Source organism: Xanthomonas bonasiae, from assembly GCF_017163705.1.
Classification (GTDB): Bacteria; Pseudomonadota; Gammaproteobacteria; order Xanthomonadales; family Xanthomonadaceae; genus Xanthomonas_A; species Xanthomonas_A bonasiae.
Window position 1 is genome coordinate 102,798 of record NZ_JAFIWB010000008.1, and the last position, 24,764, is coordinate 127,561.

Annotated in this window: 18 protein-coding genes; 13 read left to right on the forward strand and 5 right to left on the reverse strand. The window is 69.9% G+C overall.

The window, feature by feature from the left end:
• Nucleotides 1–173: 173 nt before the first annotated feature.
• The gene (locus JR064_RS10085) at nucleotides 174–2,189 is read right to left on the reverse strand and encodes a bifunctional DedA family/phosphatase PAP2 family protein (RefSeq protein ID WP_206229626.1); all 2,016 of its coding nucleotides are present in this window, start codon (nucleotides 2,187–2,189) and stop codon (nucleotides 174–176) included.
• A gap of 48 nt (nucleotides 2,190–2,237) precedes the next feature.
• Here JR064_RS10085 and JR064_RS10090 point away from each other — a divergent pair, with 48 nt between their 5' ends.
• The 4 genes from JR064_RS10090 to JR064_RS10105 all read left to right on the forward strand — a co-directional run bounded on the left by JR064_RS10090 (nucleotide 2,238) and on the right by JR064_RS10105 (nucleotide 5,898).
• Nucleotides 2,238–2,912: a serine/threonine-protein kinase gene (locus tag JR064_RS10090; protein WP_206229627.1), complete on the forward strand. Its 675-nt coding sequence runs from the start codon at nucleotides 2,238–2,240 to the stop codon at nucleotides 2,910–2,912.
• Between the two features lie 124 nt (nucleotides 2,913–3,036).
• A complete protein-coding gene (locus JR064_RS10095) occupies nucleotides 3,037–3,852 on the forward strand; it encodes an SDR family oxidoreductase (RefSeq protein WP_206229628.1) in 816 nt (271 codons plus the stop codon).
• Between the two features lie 301 nt (nucleotides 3,853–4,153).
• Entirely contained in the window at nucleotides 4,154–5,314 is a 1,161-nt protein-coding gene (locus tag JR064_RS10100; RefSeq protein WP_425510287.1) for an ROK family transcriptional regulator, read from the forward strand.
• Nucleotides 5,315–5,475: 161 nt separating this feature from the next.
• Nucleotides 5,476–5,898: a VOC family protein gene (locus tag JR064_RS10105; RefSeq protein WP_179567002.1), complete on the forward strand. Its 423-nt coding sequence runs from the start codon at nucleotides 5,476–5,478 to the stop codon at nucleotides 5,896–5,898.
• A gap of 4 nt (nucleotides 5,899–5,902) precedes the next feature.
• Here JR064_RS10105 and JR064_RS10110 read toward each other — a convergent pair whose 3' ends face one another.
• Nucleotides 5,903–6,775, reverse strand: coding sequence for an ion transporter (locus tag JR064_RS10110; RefSeq protein ID WP_179567001.1), 873 nt, complete (start codon nucleotides 6,773–6,775; stop codon nucleotides 5,903–5,905).
• 533 nt (nucleotides 6,776–7,308) lie between these two features.
• On the opposite strand from JR064_RS10110, the gene JR064_RS10115 reads away from it, so the two are divergent.
• From JR064_RS10115 to JR064_RS10125, 3 genes are all read left to right on the forward strand, one after another.
• Nucleotides 7,309–8,484, forward strand: a complete 1,176-nt coding sequence (locus tag JR064_RS10115) for a glycosyltransferase (protein ID WP_206229629.1) — start codon at nucleotides 7,309–7,311, stop codon at nucleotides 8,482–8,484.
• Nucleotides 8,481–10,232, forward strand: coding sequence for a glycosyltransferase family 39 protein (locus JR064_RS10120; RefSeq protein WP_206229630.1), 1,752 nt, complete (start codon nucleotides 8,481–8,483; stop codon nucleotides 10,230–10,232). The genes JR064_RS10115 and JR064_RS10120 overlap by 4 nt, the downstream gene beginning before the upstream one ends.
• Before the next feature lie 95 nt (nucleotides 10,233–10,327).
• Nucleotides 10,328–11,560, forward strand: a complete 1,233-nt coding sequence (locus tag JR064_RS10125) for an acetylornithine transaminase (protein WP_206229631.1) — start codon at nucleotides 10,328–10,330, stop codon at nucleotides 11,558–11,560.
• Between the two features lie 458 nt (nucleotides 11,561–12,018).
• On the opposite strand, the gene JR064_RS10130 is transcribed toward JR064_RS10125, so the two are convergent.
• Nucleotides 12,019–12,633 (reverse strand): HAD-IA family hydrolase, encoded by a 615-nt coding sequence (locus JR064_RS10130; protein WP_206229657.1) that lies wholly within the window; start codon nucleotides 12,631–12,633, stop codon nucleotides 12,019–12,021.
• A 292-nt stretch (nucleotides 12,634–12,925) separates the two neighbouring features.
• Between JR064_RS10130 and JR064_RS10135 the strand changes: the two genes are divergently transcribed.
• From JR064_RS10135 to azu, 6 genes are all read left to right on the forward strand, one after another.
• Entirely contained in the window at nucleotides 12,926–15,622 is a 2,697-nt protein-coding gene (locus JR064_RS10135; protein ID WP_241092981.1) for a TonB-dependent receptor plug domain-containing protein, read from the forward strand.
• A gap of 200 nt (nucleotides 15,623–15,822) precedes the next feature.
• Nucleotides 15,823–17,421 carry a flavin monoamine oxidase family protein gene (locus JR064_RS10140; RefSeq protein WP_425510288.1) on the forward strand — a complete coding sequence of 533 codons (1,599 nt, stop codon included), beginning with the start codon at nucleotides 15,823–15,825 and terminating at the stop codon, nucleotides 17,419–17,421.
• Nucleotides 17,418–17,846, forward strand: a complete 429-nt coding sequence (locus JR064_RS10145) for a c-type cytochrome (protein ID WP_225209733.1) — start codon at nucleotides 17,418–17,420, stop codon at nucleotides 17,844–17,846. Before JR064_RS10140 ends, JR064_RS10145 begins: the two co-directional genes overlap by 4 nt.
• Before the next feature lie 44 nt (nucleotides 17,847–17,890).
• Entirely contained in the window at nucleotides 17,891–18,400 is a 510-nt protein-coding gene (locus JR064_RS10150; RefSeq protein WP_206229633.1) for a RidA family protein, read from the forward strand.
• Between the two features lie 31 nt (nucleotides 18,401–18,431).
• Nucleotides 18,432–19,622: a pyridoxal phosphate-dependent aminotransferase gene (locus JR064_RS10155; protein WP_179566994.1), complete on the forward strand. Its 1,191-nt coding sequence runs from the start codon at nucleotides 18,432–18,434 to the stop codon at nucleotides 19,620–19,622.
• 165 nt (nucleotides 19,623–19,787) lie between these two features.
• Nucleotides 19,788–20,228 (forward strand): azurin, encoded by a 441-nt coding sequence (azu, locus tag JR064_RS10160; RefSeq protein WP_318241178.1) that lies wholly within the window; start codon nucleotides 19,788–19,790, stop codon nucleotides 20,226–20,228.
• 209 nt (nucleotides 20,229–20,437) lie between these two features.
• Here the strand turns inward: azu and JR064_RS10165 are convergent, their stop codons facing one another.
• Both JR064_RS10165 and hemL read right to left on the reverse strand, forming a co-directional pair.
• Nucleotides 20,438–23,212, reverse strand: a complete 2,775-nt coding sequence (locus JR064_RS10165) for a winged helix-turn-helix domain-containing protein (RefSeq protein WP_206229634.1) — start codon at nucleotides 23,210–23,212, stop codon at nucleotides 20,438–20,440.
• Between the two features lie 221 nt (nucleotides 23,213–23,433).
• Nucleotides 23,434–24,726: a glutamate-1-semialdehyde 2,1-aminomutase gene (gene hemL, locus JR064_RS10170; RefSeq protein ID WP_206229635.1), complete on the reverse strand. Its 1,293-nt coding sequence runs from the start codon at nucleotides 24,724–24,726 to the stop codon at nucleotides 23,434–23,436.
• Between the last annotated feature and the right edge of the window lie 38 nt (nucleotides 24,727–24,764).

Here is a 24,764-nt window from a genome sequence, read left to right on the forward strand (position 1 = left end):
ACGTATGGGATTGCGCGGTCGCGCAAACGTCGCGGGGCGATGGCACGAGGCCAATCGAATGCATTCCTGCATGCATCGCCGTTCGCCCACATGGCTGGGAGCGGGTGCTCCTGGCCATGATGGGCGGCACGGCACACCGGGTGGCCTTGGTCTTCGGCCGATCGCGAAAGCGCTCAGGGCGCCGCGACTGGCGCCTCGCCCTCGCTGCGCACCAGCAATACCGGCACATCCGACGGGCGATGCATGTCCTTGCGCGTGGGCAGCGCGTGCAGCGCGTCGGTGACGGCGTTGAGCGCGGGATCGGCGCCGCGCAGCGGGCGCCACAGGCCGATCAGGTTGAAGTGGCGTTCGTAGCGCAGGCTCTGCGCGCTGCCCAGCCACAGCGGCACGTTGCCCGGTTGCAGCCGCGCCGGGGCCGGCCACAGGCGCAATGCATAGAGTTCGCCGGGGCGCGGTCCGCTGCGCAGCATCAGCAGCGATTCCACCCGGGTGTCCAGCGTCGCCGGCAGCACCGGGACGCGTTCGGCCTGGGTCTTGTAGTCGAGCAACTGCAGCGCCTGCTGCCAGCCGGCTTGCGGCTGCACGCGCCAGCCGGCGGCTTCGAGCTGGCGCTGCAGCGGCGCCAGCGGTCCGGCCACCTGCAGGTCCAGCGGCCAGCGCTGGTCGTCGTCGAACTCGTTGCGCCGCGATGGCAGCAGCCGCCATTCGTCCTGCCACCACGTGGTGGCGGCCAGATCCATCAGCACCGGCGGCGGCGGTTCGAACTTGGCCAGCTTCTGCTCCAGGTTGCGCGGCGCGTACCACAGCGCCGCGGCGACGAAGCCGCCATAGAACAGCCAGGCCAGCGGCTTCATCCAGAACGCGCGGTTGAAGCGGCGGCGGTAGGCGATGCCCAGGACCAGCAGCCAGAAGATGCCGAACAGCATGCCGCCGACCACGTCGCTGAGCCAGTGCGCGCCCAGGTACAGGCGGGCGAAGCCGATCAGGGTCACCACCACGCCCGACAGCAGGTACGGCCACACCCGCGAGCGCCCGGGCAGTTCGCGCGCGATCAGCACGGCAAAGAAGCCGAAGCTGATCGTAGCCATGGTCACCGCCACCGACGGGAAGCCGAAACCGCTGCTGGCCGCCGGCGGGCGCACCACGTGCACGGTGGTGCCGAGCAGCTTGGTCAGCGCCAGGCCGAAGGCCAGCGCCGCCAGCCAGTGCGCCGCGGCCATCCAGCGCTGGCGCCAGATCAGGTAGATCAGGCCCAGCGTGGTGGCCGGCACCAGCACCTGCCAGTCGCCGAGCGAGGCCAGCGCGGTCATCGGGTAGTCGGCCAGCGGATTGCGCAGTGCCAGCATCAGGTCGTGCACCGCCAGGTCCAGCCGCAGCGGCTCGCCGTGGCCGACCACCACCATCAGCAGCGCGAACCAGCCCCAGCCCAGCGCCAGCAGCATCACCGCCAGCATCGCCAGCGGTACCGACTCGCGCCGTTGCGGGTCGAACACCGCGATCGAATAGCGGCCCAGCACCGGGTGCCGGCGCGACCAGTCCAGGCCGCGCGCCAGCAGCGCGTCCATGTGCCCGGCCGACCAGCGATAGCCGTACAGCACGATCGCCCAGACCAGGCCCAGCGCCAGCACCAGCAGGCCCAGCACCAGGAACAGGCGCCCGGCGACCGCGGCCACCGCGTCGTAGGCCTGGCCGAGCAGCCAGCCCGGGCCCAGGAACAGCAGCGCCCAGGTCACCGCGGCGACGCCGCTGGCGACGAAGTAGCGGCGCAGCGGCATCTTCATCATCCCCGCCACGGCCGGCACGAACGGACGGATCGCGCCGACGTAGCGCGCCACCAGGATGCTCTTGAAGGCATTGCGGCGGAACATCACCTCGCCGCGATCCAGCAGCTGCGGATAGCGCCGGAACGGCCAGTAGTTGCGCAACTGGTGGCCCCAGCGGTGGCCGACCCAGTAGCTGAGCGCATCGCCGGCCAGCGCGCCGAGGGCGGCGCTGACCACCGCGTACGGGCCGGAGATCTGGCCCAATCCGATCAGCACGCCGATCGCGAACAGCAGCGGCAACGCCGGCACGATGGTGCCCAGCACGATGACCGCGTCGCAGAACGCGATCGCGAAGATGACCGCGCCGGCCAGGATGGGATGCGTTGCGACCCACTCCAGCGTGGCGTCGATCCATGATGCATTCATGGGGGGATTATAAGTGGGCGAGCATGGCGTTCCGCTTAAACTGGCGCGATGACACGCGCGCCGGCCGCTTCCACCCAGATCCTCAAGTCCGACAGCTTCGGACGCATCCTGCTGGTACGCGAAGCCGACGGCCACGGCGAGCGCGTGTTCGTGCGCCGCGACCTGACCGCCGCGCCATGGTGGCTGCGCCTGCCGGCCTGGTGGCTGGCGCGGCGCGAGGCGCGGGCGCTGCAGCAGTTGTCGGGCATGGCGGCGACGCCGCAGCTGCGCGGTTGGGACGGCACCTTCCTGGACCGCAGCTACCTGGCCGGCGACGCCATGTACCAGCGCCCGCCGCGCGGCGACCTGGCCTACTTCCGTGCCGCACGGCGCCTGCTGCAACAGGTGCACCGGCGCGGCGTGGCGCACAACGATCTGGCCAAGGAAGCGAATTGGCTGGTGCTGGAGGACGGCAGCCCGGCATTGATCGACTTCCAGCTGGCGGTGCGCGGCGCGCCGCGTTCGCGCTGGATGCGGCTGCTGGCGCGCGAGGACCTGCGCCACCTGCTCAAGCACAAGCGCATGTACTGCCGGCAGGCGCTGACCCCGATCGAACTGCGCCTGCTCAAGCGCCACTCCTGGGTGCGCGAACTGTGGTTCGCCACCGGCAAGCCGGTCTACCGCTTCGTCACCCGGCGCATTCTGAAGTGGGAGGACAACGAGGGGCAGGGGCCGAAGCCCTGAAGTGCCGGGATTGGGGATTGGGGATTCGGGATTGGTAAAGCGCATGGCTGTGTCTGGGCTGTCCTGGCGGGGACGACAAAAGCGCTAAGCTGCGGCGAATCTCCAATCCCGAATCCCCAATCCCATGACGTTGCAAGGCAAAACCCTGTTCATCACCGGCGCCTCGCGCGGGATCGGTCTGGCGATCGCGCTGCGTGCGGCGCGCGACGGCGCCAATGTGGCGATCGCGGCCAAGTCGGCGGTGCCCAATCCGAAGTTGCCCGGCACCATCCACAGCGCCGCGGCGGCGGTCGAGGCGGCCGGCGGCCGCGCGCTGGCGCTGAAGTGCGACATCCGCGAGGAGGAGCAGGTGCGCGCGGCGGTGGCGGCGACGGTCGAGGCGTTCGGCGGCATCGATATCCTGGTCAACAACGCCAGCGCCATCTGGCTGCGCGGCGCATTGGACACGCCGATGAAGCGCTTCGACCTGATGCAGCAGGTCAATGCGCGCGGCAGCTTCCTGTGCGCGCAGGCCTGTCTGCCGCATCTGCTGCGCAGCGCCAATCCGCACATCCTGACCCTGGCGCCGCCGCCGTCGCTGGATCCGAAATGGTGGGCGCCGCATACCGGCTACACGCTGGCGAAGATGGGCATGAGCTTCGTGACCCTGGGCCTGGCCGGCGAATTCGGCCCGCAGGGCGTGGCGGTCAATGCGCTGTGGCCGCGCACGCTGATCGCCACCGAGGCGCTAAACATGATTCCCGGTGTCGATGCGGGCAACGGCCGGCGTCCGGAGATCATGGCCGATGCGGCGCATGCGGTGCTGACGCGCACCGCGGCCGGGTTCCATGGGCAGTTCCTGATCGACGACGAGGTGCTGGCCGCGGCCGGCGTGACCGACCTGTCCGGCTACGCGCTGGATCCGGCGCAGCCGTTGTTGCCGGATCTGTTCCTGGATTGAGCGGGGCAGGCGCCGGCCGCGCGGCGACGATGCGTTCGTCGCGCCGGTGCCCGCAGGAAGGGTTTCAGCTCCGACCCTCTGTTCCCAGACTGGAAACTCCCATTGCATTGGTCGCCGCAGGGCGGGTTTCCTTGCGGGATGTGCGGCCTGGGACCGATGCAGAAGCGCCGCGGTCTCTGGAGCAGCCACGTTGCAAAGAGGCGATCTTCCATGGCGATGGCCGGATTCTAATAACTAAGGGTGAATTAAATATTTCACCATTGCCCGCTATGCTTTCCCGACCTTCCGCCGACCCTCGCTCATGCCCGCTCCCGTCGCCGTCTCGCTGCCGCGCGCTTCCCGCCCTGCCCATGCCACGCATGCCGATCTGAGCGACAACGAGCGGCGCATGCTCGACAGCCTGCGCCTGTTCGGCACCGTCACCCGTGCCGATCTCAGCCGCATCACCGGCTTGACCGTGCAATCGGCGGTGCGCCTGATCGATGGCCTGGCCGAACGCGGGCTGGTGCTGATCGGCGCTTCGCTGGCGCATGGCGGCCGCGGCAAGCCGGGTGCGGCGATCGCGCTCAATCCCGCGCACGGCCACACCGTCGGCTATTCGATCGCCACCGATGCGCTGTCGCTGGCACTGCTGGACTTCAGCGGCCAGGTCCGCGCCACCGCCGAGCACCCGTTGCGTTCGACCGAGCCGGCGGCCTTGCTGGCGCAGTTGCGCGAGGCCGACGCGGCGCTGCTGGCCGAGGCCGGACGCGGACTCGGGCCGCGGCTGGGCGCGGGCGTGGCGATGACCGGGTTCTTCGTCGATGGCGCCGAGCGCATGAACCCGCCCGATCCGCTGCGCGCGCTGGGCGAACTGCCGATCGGCGACTGGCTCGCCGACGCGCTGGGCCTGCCGGTGTGGGTGGACAACGACGGCAGCGTCGCCGCGGTCGGCGAGAGCCTGCTCGGCGTCGGCCGTCAGTATCGCGACTTCGCCTATCTGTATTTCAGCTACGGTCTTGGCGGCGGCGTGGTGATCGACGGCGCCTGCCTGCGCGGCGCGCACGGCAATGCCGGCGAATTCGCCGGCATGCTGCCGGGGCCGGGCCTGGAGCGCGGCACGCTGGAGCTGCTGCGGCAGATGCTGGGCGAGGACGGGGTAATGCTGGCCGACGTCAGCGCGCTGGTGGCGGCCTACGACCCGTCCTGGCCGACGATCGAGCGCTGGATCGCGCGCGCGGTGCCGGGCCTGTCGCTGATCGTCTCGGCGATCACCGCGGTCTTCGATCCGCAGGCGGTGGTGTTCGGCGGACGCATTCCGCGCGATCTGGCGCTGCGCCTGATCCCGCAGCTACGCATCGACAACCAGCCGCGCCGCGGCCAGGCGCGGCCGTTGCCGGTGCTGCTGCCGGCCGCGGCGATGGCCGACGCCAGCGCGGTCGGCGCGGCCACGCTGCCGTTGAAGGCCTGCTACTTCCGCTGAGCGGCGGGCGCAGCGGCGGCGTCTGCGGCTTGCCTGCGCCTGCACGCCGCGGGCGCTACCCTATGCGCCTGTGCAAGGACTCCGCTGTCGCGCTGCGCGTGGCGGCAACGCCGCAAGGCGCGGCGGTCCTGCCCATTCCCCCATCCACTGGAGTTGTCGCGATGAAATACCTGCACGCCATGATCCGCGTCCACGATCTGGAGAAGACCAGCAAATTCTTCACCGAGGGCCTGGGCCTGAGCGAAACCCGGCGCATCGACAACGAAGCCGGCAAGTTCACCCTGGTGTACTTCGGCGCGCCGCAGAACCCGGAGGCCGAAGTCGAGCTGACCTACAACTGGGGGTCGGACGAGGACTACGGCAGCGCACGCAACTTCGGCCACCTGGCGTTCGAGGTCGACGACATCTATGCGCTGTGCGCGCACCTGCAGGCGCAGGGCATCGTCATCAACCGCCCGCCGCGCGACGGGCGCATGGCCTTCGTGCGCAGCCCGGACCTGATCTCGATCGAACTGCTGCAGAAAGGCGAGGCGCTGGCCCCGGCCGAGCCGTGGGCATCGATGCCCAACACCGGCGTGTGGTGAGGACTCAGGGCGCTGCGGGATCGGGCAACGCCTGGCCGCAGCCCCGGCAGTAGCCGGCGCTGCGGTCGTGGCCTTGCAGGCCGCAGTGCGCGCAGGTGCGTTGATCCGGCACGCGGCTGCGGTCGGCGTCGCGCAGGCTGTTGGCCAGTTCGGCGGTGTAGATGCCGGTAGGCACGGCGATGATGCTGTAGCCGATCAGGATCAGCACCGAGGTGATGGCGCGGCCCAGCGGCGTGAGCGGCGCGATGTCGCCGAAACCGACCGTGGCCATCGTCACCACCGCCCAGTACATGGCGGTGGGGATGCTGGTGAAACCGTTGGCCGGCCCTTCCACCACGTACATCAGCGCACCGAAGATCACCACCAGGGTGATGACGGTGAACAGGAACACGAACACCTTGCGCCGGCTGCGCCATAGCGCGTCGACCAGCAGGCTGCTCTCCTCGACGTAGCGGGTCAGCTTGAGGATGCGGAACAGCCGCAGCACCCGCAGCACCCGCACCACCAGCAGCGTCTGCGCGCCGGGCAGCAGGAACGAGATGTAGGTAGGCAGGGTCGATAGCAGATCGATCACGCCCCAGAAGCTCAGCGCATAGCGCAACGGCCGCTTCACCGTCATCAGTCGCAACGCGTATTCGGCGGTGAACAGCGCAGTGAAGGCCCATTCCAGCACGTACATGGAGCTGGCGTAGCGTGCGTGCAGCGCCGGCACGCTGTCGGCCATGATCACCGCGACGCTGGCCACGATCGCCGCGACCAGCAGCAGGTCGAAATTGCGCGAAGGCCGGGTGTCGTGCCGATAGATGATGTCGAACCAGCGTCGCCGCCAGCCGTGCTCGCGTGCGGGGGCGAGCTGGGGATCGGTGAACAGTCGCATCCGCGCATGCTAACCCGATGCCGGCGTCGGCGGACCCGCCGTCTGCGCGCGGCCGCGGGCGGGAGCCTTGCGCGGCGCCGGCATGGTGGTGGCGTGGACACGCAAGCGGCCCCGGGGGGGGGGGCGACGGCAGGGCAGCGCGGCAGGCGGCGCCGCTCGCGGAGATGGCGGACGGTCGCAGCCGTGGGCGCAGTCTGTCGCAGGCACCGCTCCGGGGCACGCCGGGCGCATCGAGAGCAGGGTGGTCGGCTTTGCGCCGGCGGCGGCTGCGCAAAGGCGCGCCTGCGCGACCGGCAGACGCCGCGCAGGCATCGCCGCCGCGATTCGCGCGCGCCGGCCGTTCATCACCGATCAAGCCGGGCGGCGACCCTCGCCGTCCTTGCCTTTGCAGGCCTTCGCCATTTTCTGCGTCAGCGCGTGACGTTGCGTTGCGGCGTATGCGCATGCATGCACGAAACCGGCATGCGACGGCAATCCGCCGCCACATCCGCTGCAGACCCTTCGGCGCTCGCCCCGCGCCCCTGGATCTGTCCATGCCCTCGTCTTCGCCCGCCGCGTTGCAGGCCGCGCCGACGGTCTCCGTCGTCATCTGTACCTTGAACGAACACGAGGCCATCGGTCCGGTATTGCGCGAACTCGCCGCGCATCTGCAGCACATCGACTACGAAGCGATCGTGGTCGACGACTCCGACGACGAGCGCACCGCGCAGGCGGTGACCGCGTATGCGGCCGGCAATCCGGCGGTGCGCCTGGTGCGCCGCCGCGGCGGCCGCGGCCTGGCCTCGGCCGCGATCGCCGGATGGGACAGCGCCCGCGGCCGTTGCCTGGCGATCATGGACGGCGACGGCCAGCACGATCCGGCGCTGATCGCGCGCATGCTGCGGCGCATGCGCGACAGCGAGGCCGAGGTGGTGGTCGCCAGCCGTTATCTGGAGGCGGGCGGTTCCGGCCTGTGCCGCCACCGGCATGCGCTCAGCCGCGTCGGCGTGCGCCTGAGCCAGGCGCTGCTTGGGCTGGGCGTGGCCGATCCAATGAGCGGTTGCTTCCTGATGCGCCGGTCCTGGTATCGGCAGGTGCGGCCGCAGCTGTCCGGCGTCGGCTTCAAGATCCTGGTCGACGTGCTGGCCTCGGCGCGGCGGCGTCCCTACACGGTGCAGGTGCCGACGCAGCTGCGCCGCCGCCGCGGCGGCGCCTCCAAGCTCGACGCGCGGGTGGTCGCCGACCTGGCCGCACTGCTGCTGGAAAAGCGCACGCGCGGCTGGCTGCCGGCGCGCATGAGCCTGTTCTTCGCGGTCGGACTCAGCGGCATGGGCGTGCACCTGCTGTTGCTGGGCACGTTGCTGATGCTGGGCACGGCCTTCTGGCTGGCGCAGTTGCTGGCGATCTGTACGGCGATGGGCTGGAATTTCCAGTGCAACAACCTGCTGACCTTCCGCGATCGGCGCCTGAGCGGCATGCGCCTGCTGCACGGCATGGTGATGTTCTATGCGGCCTGTCTCGGCGGCGCGATCCTCAGCGAGCTGATCGGCAGCGGCCTGCATGCGCTGCGGTTGCCGTGGTGGCTGGCCGGCGCCGCCGGCGCGCTGGCCGCGGGCGGGTGGAACTACCACGCCGCCAAGCGCAGCGCCTGGCGGCCCGAGGATGCCGCGGCCGGCGTCGCGCCGAGTCGCGACACCGTCGCAGCGTCGCCGCTGGCGATGAAGGAGTGAGCGAGCTGCGCAACGTCGTCGGCGCGGCGCCGCGCTGGCCGGCACTGGCCTTCGCCGCGATCGCGGCCTGCGCTTGCGTGTTCGCCTTCGTCGGCCTGGATGCCAGCGACTACTGGATCGACGAACTGTACACGCTGCACGTGATGGGCCACGGCCAGGGCCTGGCCGAACTGTGGCGGCGCGCGCTCACCGACACCCATCCGCCGCTGTACTACGTGCTGCTGTATGCGTGGAGCCAACTGGCCGGCAACGGCGAGGCGGCGCTGCGCCTGCCCAGCGCGGTGGCCGCGGTGCTGGCGCTGGGCGTGTTCGGATCCGGCCTGCGGCGCGTGTTCTCGCCGGCGGCGCTGGCCTTCGCCCTGGCGGCGGGCGCGGTGTCGGTGTTCTGGTTCGAGCAGAGCCAGAACGCGCGCAGTTATGCGCTGTGCCTGCTGCTGTCGGCTGGCCTGCTGAGCAGCGCCGTCGCGTTGCGCCGACGTGCGCAGACCAGCGACGTCTTCCCGTTCGCGCACTGGGCCGCGCTCAGCGTATTGGGACTGATCGCCAGCTTCACCCACGCCTATCTGCTGTTGTGCGTCGGCATGCTGCTGCTGTTCCTGATCGCGACGCAGCGCGACACGCGTCTGCGCGTGGCGCTGGCGGTATCCGGCGTGGCGATCCTGGCGCTCAATGTCGGCTTCGTGCTGTTGTTGCTGCACTGCACCCAGCAGGACGTGCACCAGCTGTGGTTCCGCAACGATGCCCGGTTCTTCTATGTCCAGTTGCTCAGCGCCAGCCGCGACCTGCTGTCCGGGGGCACCATGCTGGCAGTGCTCGCGCTGCTGGGCCGTTGGGTGTGGCGGCGCTTGCGCGCGGTTCCGCACGACCCTGCGCGGACCTGCGGGCAGGCCGATTGGGTCGCGGCGCTGTGCGGCTGCGTGCTGGTCGGCATGGTGGTGAGCGGGATCGTGGTGAGCGTCGCGATTGCGCCGTCGTTTTCCGCGCGCAACCTGCTCACCGCCGCGCCGTTCGCCTGGGCCTTGCTGGCGCGCCTGTACGACGTGGCGGGGCCGAGCGCGCGCAGCCGTGGCGGGCGCATCGCCGCGGCCGTGTTGATCGTGCTGGTGGGCGCGCAGCTGTGGCTGCTGCGCGGCCGCCCGTTGCAGCGCAACGAGGCCTGGCGCGGGTCAGCGCAGGTCGTGCAGCGGCTGCCCGGTTGCCGCGATGTCGTGCTGCCGGTGGTGCTGCCGTATAAGTTCGGCCCCTCCAGCGCGCCGTACCGCAGGTTGGCCGAGCAGGACTTCTTCGGCCACTACCTGCAAGGCCATCGCCTGCGCGCCTACACGCCCGACGAACTTGCCGGGCGCACTGCCGCGGAAGGGCTCGCTGCGCAGTTGGCGGCACGGGCGCAGGCGGCCGCAGGCGGCGGCTGCGCGCTGCTGGCCTGGGGCGTGCACGACCTCAATGCGGCGGCGGCGCGGCGCCTGGCGCAGGACCTGGCGCGGCTGCCGGGCGTAGCCCCGAACCGGGTGCTGGTGCAGCCGGTGCTGCGTTGGCGCCGGCGCGGACTGGGCTGGCATCCGGTTGCCGACGGATTCGTGTTCCTGGCGGCACCGCCGCTGCGCGCTGGACGGGCGCCAACCGATCCCGGCATGCCTGCGGCGGTGGCGCGGCTGCCGGCGCTGGGCGCACCGTGGGTGTCCAGCGCAGACGGCGCGGTGTGTGCGCCCGACTGCGCCGCAGCGCCCGGCACAGGTGCCAGGCCGTAGCCGCACAGGCGCCTGCCGCGCACACCCGCCCGGCCGCGCGCGGCCGCCGCGCCGGCGGTCTTATACTCGTGCGCTTTCTCCCAGGAATCCCTTCGATGACCGCTTCCTCCGCCGCGGATCTGATCGCCCTCGGCCAGCACTACTACCTGCCGATCTACCGTCCGCGCCAGCTGGTGCTGGAGCGCGGCCAGGGCGCCAAGGTGTGGGACAGCGAAGGCCGCGACTACATCGACCTGTCCGCCGGCATCGCCGTGTGCGGGCTCGGCCACAACGATCCGGACCTGACGGCGGCGCTGCTCGAGCAGGCCGGCAAGCTGTGGCACACCAGCAACGTGTTCTACAGCGAGCCGCCGCTGCGCCTGGCCGAGGAACTGGTCGCCGCGTCGCGTTTCGCGCAGCGGGTGTTCCTGTGCAACTCCGGCAGCGAGGCCAACGAGGCGGCGATCAAGCTGGTGCGCAAGTGGGCTGCCAGCCAGGGCCGCGCGCCGGACCGGCGGGTCATCGTCACCTTCCGCGGCAGCTTCCACGGCCGCACCCTGGCCGCGGTCACCGCCACCGCGCAGCCGAAGTACCAGGAAGGCTACGAGCCGCTGCCCGGCGGCTTCCGCTATGTAGATTTCAACGACATCGTGCAGTTGGAGACGGCGATGGCCGCCGGCGACGTGGCCGCGGTGATGATCGAGCCGGTGCAGGGCGAGGGCGGGGTGATGCCGGCCGCGCCGGGTTTCCTGGCGCAGGTGCGCGCGCTGTGCGACCACCATGGCGCGCTGCTGCTGCTGGACGAGATCCAGTGCGGCATGGGCCGCACCGGCACCTTGTTCGCGCACTGGCAGGACGAGGTGACGCCGGACATCGTGACCCTGGCCAAGGCGTTGGGCGGCGGTTTCCCGATCGGCGCGCTGCTGGCCGGGCCGAAGGTGGCCGAGACGATGCAGTTCGGCGCGCACGGCAGCACCTTCGGCGGCAATCCGCTGGCCGCGGCGGTGGCGCGGGTGGCGCTGCGCAAGCTGGCGTCGGCGCCGATCGCGGCGAACGTGTCGCGGCAGGCGGCGGCGCTGCGGCAGGGGTTGGCCGCGCTCAACGACGACTTCAAGCTGTTTGCGCAGGTGCGCGGGCGTGGCTTGATGCTCGGCGCGGTGCTGAACCAGGCGCATGAGGGGCAGGCCGGGGCGATTCTCGATCATGCCGCTGCGCATGGGTTGTTGACGTTGCAGGCCGGGCCGGATGTGTTGCGCTTCGTGCCTTCGTTGAATATCACCGATCAGGAAATGGCTGAGGGGTTGAAGCGGTTGCGGGCGGCGCTGCAGGCTTATGTCGGTAAGCGTTGAGCCTGATTGACGTTTGAGTGTCTGTTGGCTTTTGATTCAACGGCAACGGCAACGGCAACGGCAACGGTACAAGCAAAGCTTTCGCGCTTTGCGCGAGTCACTTTTCTTTGCTTGTGCAAAGAAAAGTAACCAAAAGAAAGCACACCCTGACTTCGCGCCCTCCGCGCTGCGCGCTCCGGGTCCGCGAATAGGCCGGGATTCACGGAAGGGGCATCCTGCCCCTGCCGTGAACGGCGCACATCCATGTGCGCCGCCCCTTCGGGGTTTTTCCCGTCCTATTCGCCGCTACGTAAGGGAACCCGGTAAAGCAAAGCCACAGCAACAGCAGCATCAACAGCCACAGCTACAGCTACAGCCACAGCCACAGCCACAGCTACAGCTACAGCTACAGCAGGAATGGCCGCGGGCGTTATGGCAGCTGCGGCGGACGCGGGCTCTGTCGGCGATAGGAGCGTCGTCTAGCCCAAGCCGTGCCGCGCAAGGGCGCGGCGCAGGGCGCGGGCGCCGCTGGCGGTTTCGGCGGGCATGCCGATCGCGCGGGCGCCGCGGACGTTGACGAACAGGTCGTCGATGAACAGGGCGTGCCGCGGGGCGATGCCGAAATGGTCGAGCGCGCGCCGGTAGACCTCGGCCTGCGGTTTGCGTCCGCCGAGTGCGCCGCTGCACAGGACGCGTCCCTGCAGCAGGGGGAACAGCGCCGGGACGATCTGCGGGATCGCCTGCGCCATCAGCGGGCCGTTGTTGGTCAGCACGCCGAGCGCGACCTTGCCGGCCAGCGCCAGCACGCGTTCGATCACGCCGGGATCGCCACGGCTGCCGGCCACGCGTGCGGCGATCCAGGCGGCCTCGTCCACCTGCGTGCCAAGGCCTTCGCCTAGCCGTTGCAGGTAGGCGGCGGTGGCGATGGCGCCGCCGTCGTAGGCGGTTTCCAGTCCGGAGGCGAACAGGACCTCCCGCACCCGCGCCGGATCGCAGCCGCAATGGGTGGCCAGGTGCGCGATGCGTGCCGCCCGCGAGTAGGCCGCCAGCACGCCGTCGAAGTCGAGCAGCAGCAATTTCGGGCTTGGATGGATCAACGCGGCCACCGCGTCTGGCGCTGCACGCAACGGCGCGGCTGGAACATGGGTCGGGTCCGAAGTGTCGTTGGCCGAGATTAACCCACTCCCCCGCGGCGATGAACGCCACTACCCGCGGCTCGGCGCTCGCCACCCCCCACCCACCCGCTCGCGGCGCACCTACCCGTCGGATCCGGTCGTCCGGTGCCGTGTGCTGGCTATGGTCCCTGCACGCCGCGATCGCGGCGCCGCCGGTCGGGGAACCGGTGCGCATCCACGCCACATCCACGTCACCTCGGGGGTCTTGAACATGAGCAAGCGTCTGAACGCCGATCGTCTGGCGGAATCGGTATGCAGGGGACTGTGCAATGCACGGCACGGTCACGGGCTGGCCACGCTGACGCTGCTGCTGGCCGGCGCACAGGCGCTGCCGGCGCTGGCCGAAGAGCCGGGTGGCGAGGCCAAGACGCTGGATGCGATCACGGTCATTTCGACCGGCACGCGCAAGGCCAACATGGCGGTCACCGACAGCCCGGCGCCGATCCAACTGGTGAGTGCGGAGATGCTCAAGCAGTCGGCCGCGCCGGACCTGATCAATGCCATCGCCAACCAGGTGCCGTCGTACAACGCCAACCAGACCGGCAACGACATGGCGAGCCAGACGCTCACCGCCAGCCTGCGCAATCTCTCGCCCAACCACACCCTGGTGCTGGTCAACGGCAAGCGCCGCCACATCACCTCCAACGTCAACACCACCACCGGCGCGGCCTCGGCCGATCTGTCGTTCATCCCGGCCGCGGCGATCGATCACGTCGAAGTGCTGACCGACGGCGCCGCCGCGCTGTACGGTTCGGACGCGATCGCCGGGGTCATCAACATCATCCTCAAGAAGAACCACGACGGCGGCGAAGTGGACGCCGGTTACGCGGGCTACAAGGATGGCGGTGGCGGCACCGATTCGTGGGGCGCCAACATCGGCTTCGGCAGCGACGCGGCGTATTTCAGCCTCAGCGCCGAGGTCGAGAACCGCAAGACGGTGTACCGTCTCGGTTCGTACAGCTATGCCGACTGCGTGGCCAACTATGCCGACTGCACGGCGGTGAATCCGAGCATGGCCGACTTCCTGGCCGACGACGTCGAGGGCATGACCCTCAACGGGCGCTTCCCCAACGTCAACGCCTGGCTCAATCCGCCGGAAGTGCACCGCAAGGCGCTGTTCTTCAACTCCGGGGTGGTGCTGAGCGACACGCTGGAGTTCTACGCGTTCGGCAGCTACGGCAAGAAGACCGCGCAGTCGGAGGAGAACTACCGCCGTCCCAGCCAGGACGGCGGCTACGTCTATCCGGTGACCGGCGCGGTCAGCCACAAGTATCCGCTGGGCTTCAATCCGTCCGAGGCCTCCGACGAGGTCGACTACGAGTTGACCGCCGGGCTGAAGGGCGTGCTGGCCGATTGGTCGTGGGATTTCTCCAGCAGCTACGGCAAGAACGAGATGGACGTGTACACGCTGAACTCGATGAACTTCAGCCTGTGGCAGGACTACGGCTATTCGCCCGAGGACTTCTACGACGGCAGTTTCTGGGCCAGCCAGTGGACCACCAACTTCAACGCCACGCACGATTTCGACGTCGGCCTGTCGCAGCCGCTGACCTTCAACGCCGGCGTCGAATACCGCCGCGACCAGTACGGCATCGATCCGGGCGATCCGACCTCGTACTACGGCGCCGGCGCGTCCTCGTTCCCCGGCTACAACCCGCTGTTCAACACCGGCTCCTACAGCCGCCACAGCTACGCAGCCTACGCCGACGTGGTGTTCAATCCGACCGAGAAGTGGCTGGTGGATGTGGCCGGGCGTTACGAGGACTACAGCGACTTCGGCAGCAAGGTGGTCGGCAAGCTGACCACGCGCTTCGACTTCACCGACACCTTCGCGGTACGCGGCACCGCCAGCACCGGGTTCCGCGCGCCGACCCTGCAGGAAGGCTATTACTCGGCGGTGCAGGTCGGCCCGACCAGCGCCACCCCGACCCTGCAGCCCAACAGCGCGGCTGCGGCGGCACTGGGCTTCGGCAGCCTGAAACCGGAGACCAGCACCAACTACAGCCTGGGCTTCGTGTTCCGGCCGATGCCCAACTTCGACAGCACGCTCGATCTCTACCGCATCACTATTTCCGACCGCATCGGCGTGGGCACCTTCGAATATTCCAAGGCCGGCCAGCCGGGCGACACGAACGGCGACGGCACGCCCGACGCCGCCTACAACGCCGCGCTGGGCCAGGCGCTGGTCGATTTCGGCTATCTCGGCGGCATCGATCCGGCCGCGCCGGGCGGCTCGCTCGACGCCACCGCGCGGCAGAACATCTCGGTGGCGATCTTCAACAATGCGCTGAAGACGCGCAGCACCGGCGTGGACTGGGTGACCAACTACATCACCGAGTTCGACTGGGGCTCGATCGACTGGATGCTGGCGGCCAACTACAACAAGACCGAAGTGCTCAGCGCCAAGCCGGCGCCGGAGGTGCTCGGCGGCGCCACCATGTACAGCGCGGCGACACTGATCAACCTGGAGAACAACGCGCCCAAGTACCGGTTCAACCTGGGCGCCACCTTCAACATCGGCAAGTTCAGCCTGCGCGTGACCGAGGCGGTCTATGGCCCGCAGTACCAGCTGATCGCGCCGTACGACGAGTGGAACGGCGACATCTTCCCCGACAGCGTGCTGAGCCAGCTCGACGTGGTCGACGTCAACGGCGCGCCGTACTACAAGCAGAAGATCGGCACGATGGCGCTGACCAACGTCGAACTGACGTTCCGGCCCACCGAACAGCTGACCGTCAGCGTCGGCGGCGACAACGTATTCAACAAATACCCCGACAAGGTGCCGGCGGCGGCGTACGACTACCTCGAGAAGAACTACCTCAGCTACTACAACTCGCCGTACCTGACCGGCAGCCCGGTCGGCTACTTCGGCGCGCGCTACTACGCCAAGCTGACCTACCGCTTCTGAGCTGCGCGCGCCCCGCTTGAGCCCCTCTCCCCCGGGAGAGGGGTTGGGGTGAGGGTCCGTCCGCCAGCGGCGCATCCGCTCGCGCCGCGCGCCGCCGGCCGCACTCCTACCCGCTCCATCGCGACCTACCCGCCGCACACGGCCTGCGCCGCCGCCGCGGCGGCTATGGTCGATCCGCAATCCGTGAGGCGATATCGACGATGCAAGCACCAACCAGGGGCGCCATGACCCGCCGCCAATTGCTCGCCAGGATCGGCCTGGCCGGCGGCGGCGCGATGATGTACCAGGCGATGCACAGCCTGGGCCTGGCCGCCGAATCGCGCTTCGGCGGCGTGCCGCGGCTGGACGGCGACGCCAAGGGCGCGTCGGTGCTGGTGCTCGGCGCCGGCCTGGCCGGGCTGACCGCGGCCTATGAGCTGCGCAAGGCCGGCTATCGCGTGCAGGTGCTCGAGTACAACGCGCGTCCGGGCGGCCGCAACTGGACGCTGCGCGGCGGCGATCGCTACACCGAGCTGGGCGGCTTCGAGCAGCAGTGCGGCTTCGACGAGGGCATGTACCTCAATCCCGGCCCGTGGCGCATCCCGCACCATCACAAGGCGGTGCTGTCCTACTGCAAGCAGTTCGGGGTGGCGCTGGAACCGTTCGTGCAGGTCAACTTCAACGCGCTGCTGCACAGCCGCGAGGGGTTCGGCGGCAAGCCGCAGCGTTTCCGCGACATCGACGCCGACTACAAGGGGCACGTGGCCGAACTGCTGGCCAAGAGCACCCGGCAGGGCGCGCTGGATGCGCAGGTGCAGCGCGAGGACCAGGAGATCCTGCTCGAGTCGCTGCGCAACTGGGGCGCGCTGGACAAGGATTTCGGCTACGTCAAAGGCCGCGAGAGCAGCGAGCGCCGCGGCTTCGCCAAATATCCCGGCGGCGGCCTGTCCGGCAAGCCGCAGTTCTCCGAACCGTTCACCACCCAGGACATCCTGCGCTCGCGGCTGTGGACCACGCTGGCGGCCGGCAACAACTACGAAATGCAGACCGCGATGTTCCAGCCGGTCGGCGGCATGGACCAGATCGGCAAGGCGTTCGCGCGCGAGCTAGGCGACGCGATCCGCTACAACGCACGGGTCACCCGCATCGATCAGGACGCGCACGGGGTCAGCGTCGCCTACCAGGACGGCGCCGGCGCCGAGCAACTGGCCAAGGCCGATTGGTGTGTGTGCACGATCCCGCTGTCGATCCTCAGCCGCATTCCGCTCGCGGTGGGCGAGAAGATGGCCGCCGCGATCGGGCAGGTGCCATACGCGGCCTCGGTGAAGGTCGGGCTGCAGTTCAAGCGCCGCTTCTGGGAAGAGGACGAGGCGATCTACGGCGGCATCAGCTACACCGACCTGCCGATCACCCTGATCAGCTATCCGAGCACCGGTTTCCAGAGCGCCGGCAAGGGCGTGCTGCTCGGCGCCTACGTGTGGGGACTGGAGGCGTTCGAGTTCACCTCGATGACGCCGCAGCAGCGCGTGGCCAAGGCGGTGGAATACGGCACCCAGCTGCATCCGCAGTACCCGCGCGAATTCGACAACGGCATCGCCGTGGGCTGGCACCGGGTGCCGTTCACCCATGGCTGCTTCGGCGTGTGGAGCGATGCCGCACGCGCCGAGCACTACGAGAACCTGTGCCGGATCGACGGTCGCATCGCGCTCGCCGGCGAGCACGCCTCGTACATTCCGGCCTGGCAGGAAGGGGCCATCACCTCGGCACTCGACGCGATCGAGCGCCTGCATCGCCGCGTCGTCAACGGAGCCCGCGCATGAAGCTGGATCGTCACTGGATGCTCGCCGCGGCGGTCGCCGCCGGGGTGCTGGCGCTGATGCTGCCGCCGGCGATCGGCCCGGCCGCGGCGCAGAGCTCCGATGCCACGCCGCTGTATCCGCAGGCCGCGTTCGCCACCGCTTCCGGCGCCACCGTGTACGCGGCGATCTGCCAGAGCTGCCACATGCCCGGCGGGCAGGGCGCGCGCGGCGGCGGCGAGTATCCGGCGCTGGCCGGCAACCCCAAGGTGGCCGCGGCGCCGTACGTGGCGATGATGGTGCTCGACGGCCGCGGCGGCATGCCCGGTTTCGCCGGCATGCTCAACGATCAGCAGGTCGCCGAGGTCGTGCATTACGTGCGCAGCCAGTTCGGCAACGACTATCCCGGCAAGCTCAGCGCCGACGAGGTGCGCACGCTGCGGCACTGAGCCGGTTCCGTTTCATTCTCTTTTCCGATCGCGAGGAGTTCCGCATGCGCCGTTCGTTCGTTTCCCGCTCGCTCCGTGCCGGTCTGTGCGCTGCGCTGTGGCTGCCCGCCCTGGCCGGCGCCGCCGAAATCGTGCGCCACAAGATTCCCAACAGCGATTTCCCGATTTCCGCGGCGGTGGAGATCCCGGCGGGCAAGACCACGGTCTATCTCAGCGGCGCGGTGCCGCGGCCGATCGATGCGAGCGCGCCGAAGGATTCGCCCGCCGCCTACGGCGACACCAAGGCGCAGACCATCAGCGTGCTGTCGCAGATCGAAGCGCAGCTGCACGGCATGGGCCTGGGCATGCGCGACGTGGTCAAGATGCAGGCGTTCCTGGTCGGCGATCCGGCGCTGGGCGGGAAGATGGATTTCGCCGGGTTCATGGAGGGTTACCGGCAGTTCTTCGGCACGCCCGAACAGCCCAACCTGCCGTCGCGCTCGGCGTTCCAGATCGCCGCGCTGGGCAATCCGCTGTACCGCATCGAGATCGAAGTGGTCGCCGTGCGTCCGTAGGTTCTTCGCCCTGTCTTCCAAGGAGTCCGCCATGCAGCAGCCGTCGCGTTCGCGCCGCACTTTCCTCAAGGACTCGGCGCTGGTCGCCGCGGCCGGCTTCGGCGCGCCGTGGCTGGCGCAGGCCGCGCCCGCCGCGGCGCAGGCGACCAATGCCGACCTGGCGCCGGTGCTGATCAACGCCAACGAATATCCCGGCGGACCGTCGCCGGCCGCGCAGCGCGCGATCGCCGCGATCGCGTCCAGCGGCGGCCGTTACCTGGGCGAGCTGCAACTGGAATTGCTGCAGACCCTCGCCGACCAGCTCGGCGTGGGCATCGATCACCTGATGGCCTACGCCGGTTCCACCGAGCCGCTGGACTACACCATGCTGGCGTTCACCTCGCCCAGCGCGTCGCTGGTCACCGCCGATCCGACCTTCGAATCCGGCTGGCGCGCCGCTGCGCGCAACGGCGCCAAGGTGATCAAGGTGCCGCTGCGCAAGGACGACGCGCACGACGTGCAGGCGATGTGCGCCGCCGACGCCAACGCCGGGGTGATCTACATCTGCAACCCGAACAATCCCACCGGTTCGGTGACGTCGCGCAAGGACCTGGACTATGCGCTGGCGCACAAGCCCAAGGGCAGCGTGCTGGTGGTCGACGAGGCGTATCTGCATTTCTCCGACAGCGCCCGCAGCATGGTCGACCGCGTCGCCGCCGGCGACGACGTGATCGTGTTGCGCACCTTCTCCAAGCTCTACGGCATGGCCGGCATCCGCCTGGGCTATGCGGTGGCGCGGCCGGAGCTGCTGGCCAAGCTGAAGTTCTACAGCGTCAACAGCCTGCCGGTGACCGCGGTCGCCGCCGGCCTGGTCAGCCTGCGCGATCCGGCGCTGGTGCCGCAGCGGCGCACGCTCAACAGCGCCATCCGCAGCGACGTGGTGCGCTGGCTCGGGGCGCAGGGCTATGCGTGCACGGCGTCGGAAAGCAATTGCTTCATGGTCGACGTGAAGCGCCCGGCGAAGGAGTTCATGGACGCGATGGCCACCTATGGCGTGTTCGTCGGCCGCAGCTGGGCGTTGTGGCCGAACCGGTCGCGCATCACCGTCGGCACCGCGCCGGAGATGGCGCGATTCAAGAGCGCGTTCGCGCAGGTGGCGGCCGGCAAGCGCGGGCCGCTGCCGGTGCCGGCGCCGAGGATGGCGCTGCATGATCCGCTGCACGGATTCTTCCGCAACGCCTAGGCATTGCCTGCGCCGGATGCTGCAGTGCACGAGGACTTGTCGTTGACAAACATTTGCGCAAAGGCAGACAGTCGTGGCGACGCCGCTGCGCGCGCAGCGCATGCTGGCGAGGTTCGCGTTGCTGTGCCGTCCCCATTGAAGGAGTCCGTCTTGAAAGCGAAGTCGCTGTCCCCCTTGCTGGTCCTCGCCGCGCTCGCGTTCGCGCCGGCGGCCTGGGCCAAGACCTGCGCGGTGACCATCACCGGCACCGACCAGATGTCCTTCGACCAACCCCAGATCAAGGTCGCCGCCGACTGCACCGAAGTGGCGCTGACGCTCAAGCACAGCGGCAAGCTCGCTGCCGCGGTGATGGGCCACAACTGGGTGCTGACCAAGACCCCGGACTTCCAGGCGGTGGCCAATGCCGGCACCAGCTCCAGCCTGGCCGACAACTACCTGCCGAAGAACGACGCGCGGATCATCGCGCACACCAAGGTGATCGGCGCCGGGCAGTCGGACACGGTCAAGTTCTCCACCGCCAAGTTGAGCAAGGGCGGCGACTACACGTTCTTCTGCTCGTTCCCGGGGCACTGGGCGATGATGAAGGGCAAGTTCGTGTTCGGCTGAGTCGCCGCGGTTGCGGTTGCGCTGCAGGTTGCGATCGGCGATCTGCAGCGCATTTCGAACAGGATGGTGCCGCAGGCGTCGGCCTGCGTCAGTGCCGACTCACCTGTAGGAGCGGCTTCAGCCGCGACCGGGCTTTCCCGGTAGGGCCCGGTCGCGGCTGAAGCCGCTCCTACAGGGTCGCGACGATTCTCGCGATTGCGAGATCGCACTCAGTCCAATGCGGAATCCGGCGGCGCCATGCGCTGCAGCAGGCCGCGTTGCAGCGCGCTGGCCAGCGCCGCTTCGCGGGTGCCGGCTTCCAGCTTGCGGTACAGGTTCTTCAGGTGGAACTTGACCGTGTTCTCCGACAGCGCCAGGCGTCGCGCGATCTGCTTGTTCGCATCGCCCTGCGCCAGCAGCGCCAGCACTTCCAGTTCGCGTTCGCTGAACAGGTCGGCGCCGCTGTCCTGGTCGTGGCGCAGCTTGTCGAGCAGCGCCTGGATGGTCATCGCCAGCGTGGTGTTCGGTGCGGCCTGCGGATCCTGCTGGCGCGCCATGCGCAGCAGCGCCTTGCCCGGCACGCCCAGTTCCAGCAGGCATTGCCAGGCCTGGGTGCTGGCCACGTGCTGCAGCGCGTGACGCAGATAGGGCAGGGCGGCGGCGGATTCGCCGCGGTCGTGCAGCACCAGCGCGATGCGCGCGCGCACCCGCGCCAGCTGCACCTGGTTGTCGGCGGCCACGCAGGCCGCTTCGACGCCTTGCAGCACCGCCAGCGCAGCGCGGGTGCGTCCGCCCAGCCGATGCCAGCGGGCCAGGGCGAAGCCGAGCGCGGCGAGGAAGCGCCAATCCTGCGGCTGGCCCAGCGCGTGCGCGAACCGCGCCTCGCCGCCGGTGCGCGCGACCAGCACGTCGATCGCCGGCGAGGGCGGCTGGTCGAGCAGCACGTGCAGCCGCCAGGCCAGCGCCAGGTCGGCGAGCCGGCCGAGGTGCCGCGCATGCGCGATGCGGTCGATATGGTCGAGCAGAGCCAGCGCGGCGCGGCCGCTGCGGTCGTGCTGCCGCGCCAGCACCAGCGCGGTCTCGTAGCCGGCGGCATAGATGTCCAGCCAGCCGTCGTGCTGTTCCAGGAACCCCAGCGCCGGCTGCAGGCAGTCGGCGGCTTCGTCGTAGCGGCCGTGCTCGCATTGCAGCTGCGCCAGCAGGCACTGGCCAACCGCCTGCAGGGTGGGATCGAGCTGTTGCTGGCGCTGGGCGATGGCCAGCGCCTGGCGGCAGATGGCTTCGGCCCGCTCCAGTTGGCCGCGGTAGTAGTGGCTCTGCGCCAGATGGATCAGCGCATAGCTGGTGCCGACTTCGCTGCCGCTGGCCTGCATCGCGGTACCGGCCAGCTGCGCATAGCGCTCGGCGCCGGCGAAATCGGCGCGGCCCAGTGCGGTGGTGGCGCAGATACACCATAGCGTGCCGCGGCCCAGGCTGTCGTCCTCGTCCAGCGCCGCCGCCTGCGCGGCGATCTGCGCCAGTCCGCGCGGGTTGGCGCAGACCTGGTCGAGCAGGTCGCGCAGCAGCGCCACCACCACCGTGTAGTCGCGTTCGAACGGGGCGCGCACCTGTTCGGGGAAATCGCGGAAGCGTTCCAGCAGGGTCTGCGCGTGCGCGAACTCGCCCAGCTTCATGTGCAGGTAGGCCTGGGTCAGGTTCAGCGCCGGCCGCTCGCCGATGCTGCTGCGCGGGAAGCGGCGCAGCAGCGCGCGGATCGGGGCGGTGCCGTGGCGCAGCAGCAACTGCCAGGTGCCGGCGCGGGCGATGCAGTCGGCGGCGCTGTCGATCGCGCCGCCGCGCACCGCATGCCGCACCGCTTCGGGCAACTGTCCGTGCGCGTCGAACCAGTGCGCGGCGCGCCGGTGCAGCTGCGGGGCCAGTCCGGGCGTGTCGCGTTCCAGCTGCTGGGACAGATAATCGGCGAACAGCGGATGGAAGCGGAACCATTCCTGCTCGCCGTCCAGCGCCACCAGCAGGCCCTGGAAGTGCGCCAGCCGCTCCAGCAGGCGGCCGCTGTCGTCGCGTTCGCGCACCGCGTCGGCGAGCGCGGCGTTGAACCGTTCCAGCGGCGACAGCTGCAGCAGCAACGCGCGCAAGGCCGGATCCAGGTCGTTGAGCACCTGCTCGGCCAGATACGCCGCCAGCGCGGCGGTGCGTCCGGAGAACCGGCCCAGATCGTCGCGGCGGCGTTCGTCGCCGCCCAGCCATAGCCCGGCCAGTTGCAGCGCGACCGCCCAGCCCTCGGTCTGGCGGCGCAACTGGCGGGCCATCGCCGCCGGCACCTGCGGTCCCAGCAGGGCCAGCGTCTCGGCGTCGTCCAGCGCGAGTTCGCGTGCGCCGATGCGTTCCAGCTGGCCCTGTAGCGCCCAGCGCGCCAATGGCAGCGCCGGCGCGCGCCGGGTGGCCAGCAACAGGTGCAATTGGCCGCCGGCATGTTCGACCAGCCGCGTCACCACCTCGTCGAGCGCGCTGGCGTGGCCGCGATCGTAGTCGTCGAGGATCACCAGCAGGCGCCGCGGCGCGGCACGGATCGCGCGGATCAGCACCGGCAGGGTGGACGCCACCTCCAGGTCCTGGCCCCGCTGCTGCAGCACCGCCTGCAAGGGCGCGCCGAGTTCGATCCCGGCGCCACGCGCGGCCAGCGCCAGGTAGGCGAGGAAGCGCCCCGGATCGGCGTCGTCCTCGTCCAGCGACAGCCACGCCACCGCGGCCTCGCCGCGCTCGCGCAGGCGCTGGTGCCATTGCCCGAGCAAGGTGGTCTTGCCGAAGCCGGGCGGCGCCAGCAACAGCGTCAGCGGCAGCTCGGCGGCGCGGTCCAGATGCTGCAGCAACGCCTCGCGCGCCACCGCGGCCACGCGCGAGCGCGGCGGCGCCAGTTTGTCGGCCAGCACCCAGTCGGGCATGGCGGGACTGTCGTGCGCGGCCGGAGGGAAACGCGGATTCAACAGCGTGACAGGCTTGAGCATGTCGCCATGAGTGTCTGCAGCGGTCGCCCTTGCGCCCTCTGGCGGTTCGGGTGACGGTACGGAGTCGGACGCGTGCCGGCTCGCCGCGCAGATCGCGGAAAGCGCGTGTGCGGTACCGATTCCACGGGCCCCCGCCCTGATGCCGTCCGTTGGCCGTGAACGTTGAACTTATGACACGGCCGCGACAAAAGCAAAGTCGCGACCGGGTGCTCAGTTTCCGTTCAGCCGGCGGCGACCACGCCGAATGCCTCGCGCGCCGCGGCCAGCGTGGCCTCCAGCACGCCTTGATCGTGCGCGCTGGACAGGAAGCCGGCCTCGTACGCCGAGGGCGCCAGGAACACGCCGCGCGCGAGCATCGCGTGGAAGAAGCGGTTGAACGCGGCGGTGTCGCAGGCGGTGGCCTGGGCGTAGGTCTCGACCTTCTCCGACGTGAAGAACAGCCCGAACATCGCCCCGACCCGGTTGGTGGTGACCGCCACTCCGGCCGCGGCGGCGGCCTGCTCCAGCCCGGCGCACAGCGCGGCGGTGGCCGCATCCAGGCGCTGGTGGAAGCCCGGCGCCTGCACCAGTTCCAGCATCGCCAGGCCGGCGGCCATCGCCACCGGATTGCCGCTCAGCGTGCCGGCCTGGTAGATCGGCCCGGACGGGGCGATCTGCCGCATCAGCTCGGCGCGGCCGCCATAGGCGCCGACCGGCATGCCGCCGCCGATGATCTTGCCGAAGGTAGTCAGGTCCGGCATCACGCCGTAGTGCGCCTGCGCGCCGCCCAGCGCCACGCGGAAGCCGGTCATCACCTCGTCGAAGATCAGCAGCGCGCCGTGGCGGGTGCACAGTTCGCGCAGGTGTTGCAGGTAACCCTCGCGCGGCGGGATGCAGTTGGCGTTGCCGACCACCGGCTCGATGATGACGGCGGCGATCTCGCCGCCGATCTGGTCGAACAAGGCGGTGGCCCCTTCGAAGTCGTTGTAGCTCAGCGTCGCGGTGAGTTCGCTCAGGCCTGCCGGCACGCCCGGCGAGGTCGGCACGCCCAGGGTCAGCATGCCGCTGCCGGCCTTGACCAGGAAGGAGTCGCCGTGGCCGTGGTAGCAGCCTTCGAACTTGACGATGCGGTTGCGCCCGGTGGCGCCGCGCGCCAGGCGCACTGCCGACAGGGTGGCTTCGGTGCCGGAATTGACCATGCGCACCATCTCGCACGAGGGCACCAGGCGGGTGATGGTGTCGGCCATGGTCACCTCGGCCGGGCACGGCGCGCCGAACGACAGGCCGTCGCCGATCGCGCGCTGCACCGCCTCGCGCACCGCCGGGTGGTTGTGCCCGGCGATCATCGGCCCCCACGAGCCGACGTAGTCGATGTAGCGGTTGCCGTCCACGTCGTACAGATAGGGGCCGTCGGCGCGCTGCACGAAGAACGGCTCGCCGCCCACCGACTTGAAGGCGCGGACCGGCGAGTTGACGCCGCCGGGGATCAGCGATTGCGCCTGGGCGAAGAGGGCGTGCGAGCGGGCATGGTGCATGGGCGGGATCCTTGACGAGGCTGGCCGGGCCGGTGGGC